The organism is Chitinophagaceae bacterium (genome assembly GCA_016717285.1).
GTDB lineage: Bacteria > Bacteroidota > Bacteroidia > Chitinophagales > UBA10324 > JACCZZ01.
The window spans coordinates 1,075,051-1,089,814 of sequence record JADKFU010000004.1 but is presented as its reverse complement, the minus strand read 5'-3'; the positions used below and the strand labels follow the sequence as shown (position 1 = coordinate 1,089,814).

Genomic DNA, 14,764 nt, shown 5'->3' with positions numbered 1-14,764 from the left:
GTATTTATTTTTTAAATTTTAAAAGATAAACCGATTCATTTTTCACATCATCAGCAACGGTAATTTTCAAAGAATGTTCGCCTGGCGCTAATTGTTTGTCAAGCGTGCATTGCAACCGTTTGTTTTTCGGATCATATTCCATCAGTATCCATTTTCCGTCAAGCAGCCCTTTGTAAGCTACAATTCCCGACAGGTTATCGCTGATGGTAAATTTAATGTTGTTGGTAGTGAGTAGCGAGTTTTGTTTCACATTCACCGGTGTAATTTTCGGAGCGGTGGTGTCAAGCATCACATAAAAATAACCGAATTCGCGCGCGCGCGCCACCAGCCATTTTCCATCCCAATGAGAAGTTTTTGTACCGCTCACTCCTTTGCCTTCGTCATAAGCAATCACCGCTTTCGGTTGCAATGTTGTTGAAATGTTGCGTGGGAGAATCCTGATTTCATAACTATCGTGAACAGGTATATTCGCATTCTGAACAACATGTGTTGCAGAATATCTTTTTGCAGCACTTGGAATCTCAACATAGCTGAAGGTTAAATCTTCGTAAAGAATGTTGGCAGGAAGATTCAGTTGGATACTATCGGAAGTAAATGTATTAGGTTGATTGTAATGAAAGACGCGTCCTTCTTCAGTGGTTGCAGGAACAGCTTTTGTTACGTGGTTACCTTTCACATGAAAGGAAAGTGTGGTTGTGTTTTGATAAGCATCAGCAGCCATCACTTCCACCAAATGAAACAAGCTATCGGTAAATGAAATTTTTCCATCATTCACCAGGTCGTGATAAATGGTATTGTGATCGCCCGGCAACCTGAACAAACGTTGAATGGTTTTATCTGATGTCTTTATCGCCTTGTAATCTGTGAATGCATTTACATAGCGGCCGTTTGCAAAATCGAACTTGTCAAATTTTACATTGTAAATCTGCTTGCCGTCCAGCTTCACTGTAAATTCAAATACACCGTAATCATTCGATGCGCGATTCATGTAATCAGCGGCTTCTACTGCTACGCCAACCATTGCATTGTTTACTACAACAGAATCTTTTGCAAGCGTGTAACCTGATTTTATTTTTTTAACAGCATACTTAACAGGAATGCCCGTAGTTTTTTCGATACCATATATATAAGCCGCAGTAATTTTTGGTGCAATGGTATCTTCCAGTTTGTAAAATGCTGCCGGATTCAGCGGATACGTTTCTCCCGATGCATCGCGTATTTCAAAATGCAGGTGCGGTCCGCCCGATGCGCCGGAATTGCCCGAATATGCAATCAGGTCGCTTTTCCTGACAGGAAATTTTGAAGCTTCCGGAAACAATTCCACCTCAAACGATTGCTTCGCATATTGTTGCTGTTTTACATAAGCGGCAATAGCATCATTGAAATGGTCAAGGTGCGCATACACTGTCATGTAACCATTCGGATGCGTGATGTACAACACATTACCGAAACCACCTGCTGAAACCTTGATGCGGGAAATCACGCCATCTGCAGCAGCATAAACTTTATAGCCAATCTCTGCATTGGTGCGGATATCGAAACCGGTATGAAAATGATTGGAACGGATCTCTCCGAAATTTGCGGCGAGTGTGATGGGAATATCTAATGGATTGCGGAAATAATCGGGTGACTGTGCAACAATACTGTTATTAAACATTGCCAAAGCAATGCAAACAATACAAAAGGAAGTAAGCGTTTTTTTAAATCTGTTCATGGTTGTCAACCCCAAAATTGTCACTTACAAAATAATGTCGCCCTGAAATTTTTTGCCGTTGAATTTATTCAACGGCAAACCTTAATCAAAGACATTTTAAAATTGACGCATTGAATCAATCCGCTAACCTCGTTTCCGGGTTTTTATTTTGCTTACGCGAAATCAACACCAGTCCTAAGAATGTGAGCAGCCCATTCAACACCAGCACTTCAAAACCCAATTGATATCCATTGAACCATTGAGTTGAATGAAGATTTACATAGTAACAAATGATGGGCGAAACGATGCACACCAAAGGCGACCATGTATCACGAATGGCTTTTTGCGTAAACATTCCGAAAGCATAAAGACCCAGCAATGGACCGTAGGTGTAACCGGCAATCGTAAGAATGGTGCTGATAACGGAGCTGTTGTTATGCGCTTTGAAATAGAGAATGCACAATAAAAAAATTACTGCGAAGGAGAGATGCACAGCATAGCGCACATTGGTTTTCTTTTTATCATCCCACTCCTTTCTTTCGCGCAAACCTAAAATGTCGATACAGAAGGCGCTGGTTAATGCCGTGAGCGCACCATCAGCACTTGGATACAAAGCTGAAATTAAACCGACAAGAAAAATTAATCCTGCCAATTCACCTAGATGACTGAGTGCAATAGCCGGAAAGAGCTGATCTGTTTGTGGAGGAATCGCAAGGCCGGTTTTTTCTGCAAATACAAACAGCACAGCTCCCAACGTCAGAAAGAGCAGGTTGACCAACACGAGAATAAAGCTGAAGGTGAACATGTTTTTCTGTGCCTCTTTCAACGAACGGCAACTGAGATTTTTCTGCATCATCTCCTGGTCGAGACCCGTCATGGCAATGGTGATGAACATACCGCTGAGAAATTGCTTGCCGAAAAAAGTTTTGTCTTTCCAGTCCCAGAAAAATACCTGCGTCATCTTCTTTTCGCGGATCGCTGCCAGCATCTCTGTTGGTGAATAGTGAAGATTTTGCATGATGAGCACCACAGACAATATCAGCGCCAGTAACATGCAGGTGGTTTGAATCATGTCCGTCCACACAATCGTTTTCACGCCACCTTTAAAAGTATAGACCAGTATCAGAAAAATAATGACAGCGCCGGTAACTGCAAACGGAATGTGCATCGCATCGAGCACAAAAACCTGCAACACATTCACGACCAGAAAAACACGGATGGAAGCACCGAGCGTTCGCGAGAGAATAAAAAATGAAGAACCTGTTTTATACGTTACGTTGCCGAATCGTTGCTGCAGGTAACTGTAAATGGAAGTAAGATTAAGCCGGTAATACAAAGGAAGCAACACCAAAGCAATCACAAAATAACCGAACAGGTAACCCAGCACAATCTGCATGTAGGCAAACTGTTTAACGCCAACTTCGCCGGGCACGCTCATAAAAGTTACGCCACTTAGCGACGTCCCGATCATCCCATACGCCACGATGTACCAGGTGGATTTTTTATTGCCGATAAAAAATGAATGGGCATCCGCACCGCGCGAAGTGTACCAGGCGATCACCATCAGCAACAGAAAATAAACAAATGCAACTCCCAGAATTAACCCCGCAGACATAACTTTAAATTTTTGTGCGGCAATTTAGGAAGGATGAGAGGAAATGAGAAAGAAACTTAGGAACAGTATTGGAAGGCCGTTGTTTAGCATTTGTTTTTTGTGATAACAGAGTCATTTCTTCCGGACAAGCCAGCACCAAAATAAATATTGAACACCGGTTAACGATTTTTGAATGACGAAGTGTGATTGCCTCTCCTATTGAAAATAACCTGGGATAGGAATTACTCTTCTCTTACGATTAACGTTACTCCATCAAACATTTCCGTCAAACACGTTTTTATTTTGTCGCCAATCGAATATTCAGTTTTAAATGTTAAAATTTCAACCCTGTTGAAAGTAATGTCATCAAGTGCTTTGGTTTTAATGTCTTCAAATTTTAATTCCGGTATGCTGACAATTTCTAAAATCTCCTCTGTCAGCATTTTCGCGCTTGCTGGCCGCCAGGCATTGGTGGATGCACCTTTCAGCGGAAGATAAACGAGGTAATGAAAGTTCTCATCAGCATACCCGGGTATAATTTCGTCAAGAAATATCCTCAATACTTCATCCAGCTTTGAAGGGTCGCAGTAGCATTCAAATACACTGTCAATAACTTTGATAGTCAACCAATCAAATCTTCCGTTTGCAATATTTCTTTCAAACTGCAAATTCTCCAGTGATGTTTCAGCTAAGTCTATTTTAATAACCCAGCCGGGATTGTCAAGGGTGCTGATAGTAAAACCATAGCGATGTTCCCAGTCATTGTTGCAGTTGGTCTGATACCATTTTTGAATTCTTGTCAAAAAGATGTCTTTCACAATTTTCTTTTGTAATGACTGATAACATTTTGATTATGGAACGTAAAACCCTGCTATAATTATTAAGCGTCCGCGTATTTTCACCACATACATTTATTTTTCCAAACCATACAATCTCAGCCATTTCTTCTTATTACCAAAGAGATCAATTAGTATAGTAAAAAATAAGAGAAATCCCGAAATCACCATCCCAATATTTCCACTCCTTGTTTTTAATCCAATGTCTTCAATGTAATTTACTTGTGGAAAAAGCGTATTGAATGAGATTTGCAGTTGGTTTATGTTTTTTGGAAGTTTTGTTTCAACTATTTCATTACTAACATCCCTCCAATTATAATGTGTCTTTCCGTTGTATTTAAATTCGTAAGTTATCCTGGTTATGTTTCGTTCACGCTTATTAATTGCTGTTTTTTCAGAAGTTACCTGTTTGAACTCAAATATATTTATCCATGCATTCAGCAACATTAATTCTGTGATGGAATATAGGAGCATTCCGCCATAAACGAGGTAACTTATTATAAAGATCATCCGTAGGAATTTCATTTTGTGCTATGAATAAAGGTTGACGCCTAATGTCATTAAAATCCATGAGCATTTTTCCAGGCAATTTAATTCGGGTAGCCACTTATTCCAAACTATGATAATGCTTGCAGTATTTATTATCTAAATATCCTCTGTCTCAGGATTGCGTGATTTCAAGTTGCAACAAGCCGCGATAAAAGGAAACCGTTTCTGCATAACGGTTGGTAGCATAGTAATACCGGAATTCGTGTAACGCATGTATGTTGCTCATTCGCTTTCAATTTGCCTCCGTATATTTTTTGAAGTTGTCCAAAATTGCCTGCCAGCCGCCACGTTGCAATTCAAGCGTATTCTCCTCTTCAGGCACAAATGTTTCCGTTACTTCAGTTGCATTGCCTTTAGCAGTGAATGTAATGTGTACTTCCCGGCCATCAATGATTTTGTAAGCAATCCGCTCCTTCACTTTCACTTCATTATACGTTCCTTCAAAGTCAAAACCCATGCTGCCATCTTTCGCTTCCATGCGAAAATTAAATTTGCCGCCAACGCGTAAATCGTTTACCGCGATGGGCGAATACCAGTCATCGGAAGCATTGTTCCATTGCATTATGTGTTTGGGTGTTGTCCAATAGTCCCAGGTTTTTTCAATGGGCGCATTCACGGTAGTTTGTACTGTGATAGTTGTTTTATCTTTTGTTTCCATGTATTAATGTTTTTGAAAAACAGGTTAAGGATTATTGAGCGATTAATTCATCAAAGTTAATATAAACTGCAGCAGACTCTTAAGGTTGTACGAAGCAAAACACGATGCTATTTACTGTGCTGATAAAGTCCGAAGATGTTTCCTGCAGGATCACTGAACCATGCCGTCTTTTCATTTCCTTCAACATCAACCTTCATTATTTTTCCGCCATTGCCAGCAATCAAATCAATGGTGGCAGCCCCCCCCCCCCCCCCCCCCCCCCCCCCCCCCCCCCCCCCCGGGGTTTTCCGTGGTTGTCATTCCTGATCAGCCAGCCGAAGCATTTTTGACAAAAGTCTGCTGAGGTATTTATATCAATAGCAGGAATTTCGAGGTAACAAATTTTTCCATTGCCGTAAGTGTGATGATCCATGATTATCGATTTTATTTTTGAAAACTCAATTTTAAGAAACCAAATCAAATTACCCATTAACATTTACTAAGGTAATTGTTCAAATAACAACTGCGAACATTGCCTGCACCATCAAATGATAAAGTGAAACACTAATTTATTTTGCCAAATATCCGTGTACCTTAGTTTAATTCCGCTTAAAATTTCAAATCAATCTCATCATGGCAAAAAGAACAGTAGTGTTTGTTCACGGATTATGGATGCATAACAGTTCATGGCAGCCCTGGATGGATTTCTTCCGGGAAAATGGCTATGTAACCATTAATCCTCCGTGGCCCGGTGATTCAGCAACTGTAGAAGCATCGCGGGCACATCCCGAAGATATAGCCAACCGTGGTGTGAAGGAGATCACCGATAATTATGCAAAAGTTATTGCAACACTTCCTGAACCACCGATAGTAATCGGACATTCTTTCGGCGGACTCATCACACAAATACTTTTAAGCAGTGGCATTGCCGCTGCAGGAGTGGCTATTGATCCGGCGCCGATAAAAGGTGTATGGCAATTACCATTCTCAGCGCTCAGAGCATCCTTACCTGTTTTGTGGAATCCATTTCATCTGAAGAAAGCCATCTCATTAACATTCGATCAGTTCAGGTATGGTTTCGCTAACGCAATACCAATTGTTGAAGCAAAAGAACTGTATGATCGCTGGACGATTCCTGCTCCTGCCAGGCCACTCTTCCAGGCAGCTATCGCTACTTTTGCCGGATCAGAAACAAGAGCAGATACCGCAAACAAAACACGCGGACCGTTGCTTATCACAGGCGGTTCGAAAGATAATATCGCTCCACCGATATTGGGTAAAGCATCGCTGGAGAAATACAATAAATCTGTTGTAACTGACTTCCTATTATTTGAAGGCCGCGGTCACTCATTGATTGTAGATCATGGATGGAAAGAAGTAGCAGCATATTCACTCTCGTGGTTGAATAAGAACGGCCTTTAATAATAATCCCGCTTCAAAATTATTCAGACTTGTGCGCCTCCATATCTATTTCAATCAGTTGTCCATCAACGGCGAGACCTTTTACCTCCAGCCATGTTCCGCTGGGAAACTGTTTTTTATAAATAGCATTGCGGAAACCTGACACTTTGATAAATTCAGCCATATCGGTGGTATAAATATTTTCAGCTACCACATCGTCGTAAGTGTAACCGTAATGCTGTAATATTTTTTCCAGGTCGCTGTAGCAGTTTTTCATCTGCTGTTCCATGTTACCGGGAGCAACGATCACTCCCGAATCATTCATGCTGACTGCTCCGGAGATTTTAAGGTCATCACCGATTTTAACTGCATGTGAATACCCATATTCTTTTTCAAGCTGAGGTCGCAGGTTAAAATATTCGGCGGTATCTGGCCGCATTTTCATTACCTGATGCGCTGACATCTCTGTTGCATGTTCATTGTGATTACAACTGCTTACTATAAAAGTTGCAATGATGATCCCTGGTAATAAAAGTGACATTTTTCTCATTTTATGATGTTTGCTTTTGTTATTAATTATGAATGGTCAAATACAAAATTCATCCTGAGGATTAAGAGCACATTCTTTCTGAAGTCAAAGTCCGGGTTCCGTTGTAATGAAATCTTTTACACCATCAACACCCGTCAACTCGTCCAGCATTTTATCTGCTCAAACAGAGGGTGAATTTGCATTTTCTATTATTTTCATGAATACTTTCCTGGTAAGTTATCGATGTTTTTTAAATGGAACACTCATGCAACGATTGTAAACAAATTTTGAATCGTCTTCACCGGGAAGAAATAGGCTTACTTTAATAATCCGGTCATGCGACAAAGAGCAACAATAAATGCTGATTTACTATAGTCAGGTAAATGGAAACCGGTTTCAATCACTGTGTTGTTCGTTCCAGGTTTTTCTATTTTACTTGCAGACAAAAGCAAATGAATGGAGGAGCAAATGAATGGTTTGGGATAGCGAAATAATTTTGTCTATTTTTAATTAAAATAAAAATTCATCCTGATGGCAAAGAAAAAAAGCAGCTCCAAAAAATCTGCACCGGAAAAATCGACTATGATAAAAATAGCCGGAAAAGTTGGCGAACTGGCGGGTAAGCTAGTCAATGAAAAGAATCACTTAATGGAAGTGGCCGGAGGTGCAATTGATAAAGTGAAAACGGCAGTGCACGATATCACTGCGCGCAAAGTACCCGAGGTCAATAAAAATGCAGCTAAGAAAACTGCGAAAAAAGCCGTAAAAAAAACCAGTAAGCCAGCAGCAAAAAAAGCAAGCAAAGCTGCTGTGGTAAAAAAAGCTCCGCCTGTAAAGAAAGGAGGTAAGAAGATTGAGAAAAAAGGTGCAACGAAAAGTAATGCGGCGGGAAAAAGGTAGCTGTGTTATTTTATGGAGAGTTTCCAGAGCGTTCGCATGACCGATCATTTTATTTCATATTCGTATGCTCTGACTTAACTCTCCATACTAAATAAAAAAGAATAAATCCTGCACAGGCATAAACAAAAATATCACCGGTTATTCCATAAAGAGTAGTCACACCAGCATGGTGAAGCACTTCACGTCTTTGTTGTTAGTTTATCGGGAACTGTGTTGAAAATTTTTTCTGTTAAGACCAATGCTTCCGAATTCCATATAGACATAAGTGATCTGCCATCCGGATTTTATTTGTTGAAAGTAAGTGACGGTATTGGTCTGCATGTTTGCGAGCTTGTAAAAGACTAACTCACGGAAGGAGTAAATGGCACTTATTCCTTAATTCACGGATGAAATTTTTCTCCTTTTTTTAACTTCTCAAGAATCACCTTCATTTTCCTCTCTCTTGTTTCAGGTTTTTTGGCGGTTTGCAGTCGCCATACAATAGCGTAGGTATTTGTTTTGTTAAGTGTTTTGAAAAAGGCTTCCGCTTTTTTATGCTTAGCCAATCTTTCCAGGAAGTCAGCGGGCACCACCATATTACCTGGCGAATCATACGCCTGTTCCCACCTTCCATCTGCTTTAGCTGCCTCCACTTGTTTCATACCTGCTGCTTTCATTTTCCCTGCTGCTTCAAGGCGTGCTATATGCTCACGGTTTCTTTTAGACCAGATGCTTTTAGGCCTTCGGGGTGTGAATTTCTGAAGCCATGATGCTGCATCGTACGGCTTTTTTTGCCCGTCAATCCATCCATAACACAATGCAACATCTAGTGCCTCCGGATAGGTGATTGTTAAAACACCAGCATTTTTTTTGAAAAGCCGTATCCAGATTCCTGTTGATGTTGCATGATGCTTGGCCAACCAGGAAGTCCACTCCTTTATAGTGGTGAATGATAGAATGGGTGAATCTGGTTTTACCGTCACAGCTATTAATTTAACTCAGTACTATTTCCCAACCAATGCTTTCAAAGCCGCTTCCAACTCACGATACCGAAACTCAAACCCACTCCCCACCATTTTATCCGCCGAACATCTCGTGCTCATCGCAAGTGATTTAACAAACTCCCCCAACACCATTTCCAACGCAAACATCGGTAGGGGAATATTCAACTTTTTTCGGTGCATCACTTTTGCAATGGTATTCATCAATGCATAAAAACGTTCCGGTGTTGGTGCTACTGCATTGTAAGCGCCGCGCATTGTTTCATTGTTGATGGCATGCAGGTACATCCTGCAAAGATCATCGATATGTATCCAGGGATAATATTGCTGGCCGTTTCCGAAAATGGGCGCGATGCCGAACCTAATGGGTTGTACCAAAGGAGGCAATGCGCCACCATCTTTGCTAAGTACGATGCCGGTGCGCAGGATCACTATTCTTTTGTTCAATGCACTTATTTTGTTTACAGCAGCTTCCCATTGCAAGCAGGTGGTGGCTAAAAAATCATTAGCAGGTGGTGCATCTTCCTGCAACCATTCATCACCACGGTCTCCATAATAACCGATGGCAGATGCGGAAATGATGGCCTGAACTTTATTCGGTGTGCGTTCAAGCGCGGCATAAATTAATGCAGCACTTTGTGTGCGGCTTCGCAGGATCTCCGCTTTGTATTTTTTCGTCCAGCGGTGTTCAGCTACGTTGGCACCTGCGAGATGAATGATGTAGTCTGCATTCGCGATTGCTGCATCATCTATTTCGCCGGCATCCGGATTCCATTCATACGTTGTGACGTTACTGCTTCCTTTTTTCCTGCTAAGATGTATGACACCGTAACCTTCCTGCCGCAACAATTGTGTTAAATGGTTTCCAATTAATCCGGAGCCGCCGGTGATGAGTATGGTCTTCATGTATCAAAGGTGGTGATGAATGGATCAGTATACAATTGAAATGGAAAGAAGTTGTGGGGACGAGAATTACAAGTCGCGCAACAACTACCCTCCGGCTTCGCCGCAACCATTCACTATTTAACCATCCAACCCTTCACCGGCTTCGCCGCAACAATTTAACAATTTAACAATTTTGCCCTGTAACATACCCGATTAATGTCTAAATTCATTTTTGCAAATCACAGTCTCATGAAAAAAAATTACCGTTATTTTTTATTGCTGATGACGTTTTTGATACAAGGTTGTTCAAGCGGAAACCAGGGTAAAAATGAAGCGCTGGCTATAAAGAGGACGGATGGTTATGCCATTTTACCGGATGCGGAAGTGATGATGGATGACTGGTCGAAGCAGAATGTGCTTGTGATTCATGCGCTTTCTGATCCGGGATATATACATCCTGCCAATTTTACTTTTCAGAATGCAAAAGTAATTCTGAGTCTAACGCATCCCACATTGCTGACTGTTGATTTGGTTGCAACAAAGCTCGCACCTTGTCTTGCAAAGTCGTTGCCTGAAGTGAGCGAAGATGAATTACAGTATACCTATACATTACTCGATGAAGCAGTTTGGGATGATGGCAGCGCGGTAACAAGCGATGATGTAGTATTTACTTTTAAAGCCAGTAAATGTCCATTAACAGATAATCCGCAGCGTAAGTCCGTCACTGATAACCTCAAAACCATTTTGCAGGATGCAACCAATCCGAAAAAGTTTACGATGGTGATGAAAAGAAAATATCTGCAGGCTATCAGCATGGTGACTGACTTTCCGGTTTTAAGCCGCCATTTTTTTGATCCTGAAAATAATTTGGGTCAGATGACGATAGAGCAGATGGATGATCCCGGTTTTAATGCAGACCAGGTTCCCGCAGTAAAAAAATGGGCTGCCAATTTCAACGATGGAAAGTATGGCAACGACCTGCATTATTTTTATGGCTGCGGTGCTTACAGCGTGAAGAGCTGGGAAAGCGGAAACACCATAACACTGGAAAAAAAATCCAACCACTGGACAGATCATCTTAAGAACGAGAACATCTACCTGCATGCTTTTCCTCAGGAAATTATTTTTAAAACCGTAAAAGATGAAAATGCAGGCATGCTGGAGTTTAAGTCGCAATCGATGGATGCTTCCACTGCGCTCACCAGCAGAACATTGCTCGAACTTCAGCGTGATAGTCTTTTCAACCGCAATTACAACTCTGTGTTTCTCAACAGTTACAACTTCACGTATATCGGCATGAACATGCGGCCTGATGGTGTGAAGCATAAAAAAATACTCGACGATGTGCGTGTGCGTCGCGCCATTGCATTACTGGTTCCTGTCGACCGGTTAATAGAAGTGATTGCCATGGGTAGAGCGCGTCGCTGGACCAGCATGGTTTCTCCTTTGAAACCGGAATACAATGCGACGCTAAAACCTATACCTTATGATGTGGCGGCAGCATCCAAACTATTGGAAGAAGCAGGATGGACAGATTCTGACGGAGACAACATCCGCGATAAGGTTATAGACGGCGAGCGCATTCCATTGCAACTGGAACTGCTCAATTTCGTGCAGGGCAATATGGTAAAGGAGATGACGAATATTATTGCGGAAGGTGCCTATCCGGCAGGTGTCAAAATTATTCCACGTCCGGTTGAAACAGGTGTGCTCCGGCAAATGATTACAGATCATGATTTTGACCTGGAGCTTTCGAGTTGGGCATTTTCTTCGATGCCGGAAGACTTCAGTCAGTTGTGGTCAACCAATGCATGGGCGACAAAAGGAAGCAACTACACCGGTTTCGGAAATGCGGCCAGCGATGCACTGATAGATTCTATCTCCAATACATTAAATGAAGCACAGCGGATTCCGATGGTGCAAAGGCTGCAGCAATTGGTGTATGATGCGCAACCTTATGTTTTCCTCTATAGCCCAGACCGGAAAGTGGTGATTCATAAAAGGTTTGGCAATGTAATTACTACTTCGGAACTGCCTTCCTTCATTCCTAATAATTTAATGCTGTTGTCAGGTGGTGTTGCGCCTGTTGTGGCAGATGCCCAATAAACTAATTGAATAGCAATCAACAGTTAAAACGCTGTACGGTTATGAATCGATTAATATTTCTATTGCAGATATATAAAGCAACAGAAAAAAGAACTGGTAGTTTTCGCCGTCTCAATTTGATAGGCACCCTATTGGTTTAAAACATGCATTTACCAACTGAATGGTGCGTTGCAACGCATTTGTATACACTTTTGAGAGCAGGTGTGAATAACGAATAGATAAAAAATTTATACAGCGGGCTTTTATTCTTCATCTTTAGCCATCGCTGAAAAACACCTCTTTCAGAATCAAGTCGAAATCCATGAAAAGAACCTTACTGCTACTACTTTTTGGTTGTCTTTACCTTCCCGTTCAAGCGCAGGAATACCTTGGAATCATGAACAGCAATTATGCCGGCACCATCGGCGTTCAACTCAATCCAAGTTCCTTTGTGGATTCAAAACTTAAGTTCGATATCAACTTGCTCAGTGGTGGTGCGTCATTCGACAATACTTATTTATACATCCCAAAAGATGACCTGACATTTTTTGGTTTCGGGAACATCGTTGACATTTTGAAGAACAAGGAGTTTCTTACACGGTGGGATCCGAATGATCCGAATGACCCGCAAAGTTTAACAGCCTCTACAGAAGGCATGGGTCCCTCTTTCATGATCAATTTTGCAGGACGACACAGCCTCGGTTTCACCACAGGAGCAAAAATGTTTATGACAATGGATAACATTGCCGCACACGTAGCTGAAAATGCTTACCAGGAATTGCGGGATGAATCGTTGTACAATAATTACTGGACTACAGATAATATGCAAATGAATGTTCTTGCCTGGGCAGAATATGGTTTGAACTATGGGATCATCGTTTATGAGAAAGGAAAACATGAATTGAAAGGTGGCATTACCCTTAAGATTGTGGACGGCTTTGGCGGTGGCTATTTGAAAAACGGAGATGTTACTTACAATGTTACCGGACCAGATACGATTCTGTTCGGTCCTACATCTTTTGATTATGGCCGTACCGATTTTAATTCTTATGATCCTATACATAGTTACAAAGATCTTAAACATGGTGGTGGCTTTGGATGGGATATTGGCTTTACGTATGAATGGCTGCGCGATTCTTCTCAGTGGACGTATGAAATGGACCAGCAGAAATGGGCTGATCCGGATAAGAATAAGTATAAGCTCCGCATCGGCGCATCATTGATTGATATGGGAACCATAAAATTCAACAAGACTTCCAATACATACCACCTCGAAACAGGCAGTGCTGCATATCCTGAATGGAAAGGTGAACATTATAATAATAACATTGACTTTGACAAAAGTCTGAGCTATGTTTTTTATGGTGACTCTACGGCCTCGTTTGTTGATGATAATTTTAAAATGACATTGCCGGCGGCCTTTAGTCTGCAGGTTGACTGGAATATTTACCACAATTTTTTTGTGAATGCTACTATTATCACAGGATTTGGACATAGCAGCGATCAGGGTATTGTTCGACCGGATATTTATTCGCTTACGCCGCGTTATGAGCATAAATGGTTTGAGGTGGCTGTGCCGCTTTCCGTAGAAAATTATGGACATACAAAAGCAAGAATTGGCTTTGCCTTGCGTGCAGGACCCGTATTTGTGGGTACTGATGAAATAGGTTCTTTGCTCGCTTTGAATGATATGGAAGGTGCTGATATCTACGGTGGCATTAAGGTGAATATTCCGAGTCATAAAATGAAAGATGTTGACAAGGATTTGGTATCTGATGCGAAGGATCATTGTCCTGAGGTGCCGGGTTCCGTTACTTTAATGGGTTGTCCTGACCGCGATAGAGATGGCGTGGAAGATTCCAGGGATAATTGTCCGGATGTAAAAGGTGTAATTGCCCTGAACGGTTGTCCTGATAAAGATGGCGATGGCATTACTGATGCTAAAGATAAATGCCCTGATCAGGCAGGTCTCCCGCAATTTGATGGCTGCCCGGATGGTGATGCTGATGGCATTCCTGATTTTGAAGATGAGTGCCCGTATGTGGCTGGCACGTTACAGTTTCACGGTTGTCCGGATACAGATGGAGATGGCATAACCGACAAATTGGATTCCTGTATAAATGAAGCTGGTCCGCTTTCTACCAATGGTTGTCCTGACCGCGATGGTGACATGGTGCCTGACTTCAGGGATAACTGCCCGGATGTTGCTGGCAGGGTAGAAAATAAAGGCTGTCCTGGCTTGCGCGAAGATGAACTGTCGAAGGTTAAGCTCAGTTCAAAATCCATCACGTTTGAAACAGGAAGTGATAAGATCAAAGGTTCTTCTACAGAAGTGCTTGATTTGATTGCTGAGATCATGGGACAATACAGTTATACAAAATGGAACATCGAAGGATATACGGACAATACGGGAAGTGTGGCCACCAATCTTGCCTTATCGAAAAAACGTGCTGCTGCTGTAAAGGCTTATTTTGTTTCTAAAGGAATCAGTGCTGAGCGGCTTTCTTCGGAAGGTTATGGTATAGACAAACCGGTTACAACGAATAAAACTGCTGCCGGCCGGGCAAAGAACAGGAGGGTTGAGATCAAGCTGGTGAATTAAACACCGGAGTTTTTGAAAGGAGATGGACGGCCAGTGCCGTCCATTTTTTTTGGGAATTTCACTAGATTTATAA

13 protein-coding genes are annotated in these 14,764 nt (G+C 41.7%); 5 read left to right on the top strand and 8 right to left on the bottom strand.

Features of this window, described 5'->3' with window-relative positions:
• Positions 1–4: 4 nt before the first annotated feature.
• The 5 genes from IPO83_09650 to IPO83_09630 all read right to left on the bottom strand — a co-directional run bounded on the left by IPO83_09650 (position 5) and on the right by IPO83_09630 (position 5,330).
• Positions 5–1,714 carry a M23 family metallopeptidase gene (locus IPO83_09650; protein ID MBK9731540.1) on the bottom strand — a complete coding sequence of 570 codons (1,710 nt, stop codon included), beginning with the start codon at positions 1,712–1,714 and terminating at the stop codon, positions 5–7.
• 115 nt (positions 1,715–1,829) lie between these two features.
• A complete protein-coding gene (locus IPO83_09645; protein ID MBK9731539.1) occupies positions 1,830–3,308 on the bottom strand; it encodes a sodium:solute symporter in 1,479 nt (492 codons plus the stop codon).
• A gap of 221 nt (positions 3,309–3,529) precedes the next feature.
• Positions 3,530–4,096, bottom strand: a complete 567-nt coding sequence (locus tag IPO83_09640) for an immunity 53 family protein (GenBank protein ID MBK9731538.1) — start codon at positions 4,094–4,096, stop codon at positions 3,530–3,532.
• A 102-nt stretch (positions 4,097–4,198) separates the two neighbouring features.
• A complete protein-coding gene (locus IPO83_09635) occupies positions 4,199–4,633 on the bottom strand; it encodes a hypothetical protein (GenBank protein MBK9731537.1) in 435 nt (144 codons plus the stop codon).
• A 271-nt stretch (positions 4,634–4,904) separates the two neighbouring features.
• Complete coding sequence (locus IPO83_09630; GenBank protein MBK9731536.1) at positions 4,905–5,330, bottom strand: SRPBCC family protein; 426 nt, start codon at positions 5,328–5,330, stop codon at positions 4,905–4,907.
• Between the two features lie 612 nt (positions 5,331–5,942).
• Here IPO83_09630 and IPO83_09625 point away from each other — a divergent pair.
• Positions 5,943–6,731, top strand: a complete 789-nt coding sequence (locus IPO83_09625; GenBank protein ID MBK9731535.1) for an alpha/beta hydrolase — start codon at positions 5,943–5,945, stop codon at positions 6,729–6,731.
• 19 nt (positions 6,732–6,750) lie between these two features.
• On the opposite strand, the gene IPO83_09620 is transcribed toward IPO83_09625, so the two are convergent.
• Complete coding sequence (locus IPO83_09620; protein ID MBK9731534.1) at positions 6,751–7,260, bottom strand: RidA family protein; 510 nt, start codon at positions 7,258–7,260, stop codon at positions 6,751–6,753.
• A gap of 510 nt (positions 7,261–7,770) precedes the next feature.
• Between IPO83_09620 and IPO83_09615 the strand changes: the two genes are divergently transcribed.
• Together IPO83_09615 and IPO83_09610 are read left to right on the top strand one after the other, a co-directional pair.
• Positions 7,771–8,139, top strand: coding sequence for a hypothetical protein (locus IPO83_09615; protein MBK9731533.1), 369 nt, complete (start codon positions 7,771–7,773; stop codon positions 8,137–8,139).
• Between the two features lie 210 nt (positions 8,140–8,349).
• The gene (locus IPO83_09610; protein MBK9731532.1) at positions 8,350–8,484 is read left to right on the top strand and encodes a T9SS type A sorting domain-containing protein; all 135 of its coding nucleotides are present in this window, start codon (positions 8,350–8,352) and stop codon (positions 8,482–8,484) included.
• A 35-nt stretch (positions 8,485–8,519) separates the two neighbouring features.
• On the opposite strand, the gene IPO83_09605 is transcribed toward IPO83_09610, so the two are convergent.
• Both IPO83_09605 and IPO83_09600 read right to left on the bottom strand, forming a co-directional pair.
• Positions 8,520–9,101, bottom strand: coding sequence for a YdeI/OmpD-associated family protein (locus IPO83_09605; GenBank protein ID MBK9731531.1), 582 nt, complete (start codon positions 9,099–9,101; stop codon positions 8,520–8,522).
• A gap of 21 nt (positions 9,102–9,122) precedes the next feature.
• Positions 9,123–10,025, bottom strand: a complete 903-nt coding sequence (locus IPO83_09600; GenBank protein MBK9731530.1) for a TIGR01777 family protein — start codon at positions 10,023–10,025, stop codon at positions 9,123–9,125.
• 228 nt (positions 10,026–10,253) lie between these two features.
• Here IPO83_09600 and IPO83_09595 point away from each other — a divergent pair, with 228 nt between their 5' ends.
• A complete protein-coding gene (locus IPO83_09595; protein MBK9731529.1) occupies positions 10,254–12,110 on the top strand; it encodes a hypothetical protein in 1,857 nt (618 codons plus the stop codon).
• A gap of 301 nt (positions 12,111–12,411) precedes the next feature.
• On the top strand, positions 12,412–14,691 hold the full coding sequence (locus tag IPO83_09590) for an OmpA family protein (GenBank protein ID MBK9731528.1): 2,280 nt from the start codon (positions 12,412–12,414) through the stop codon (positions 14,689–14,691).
• Positions 14,692–14,764 lie beyond the last annotated feature (73 nt).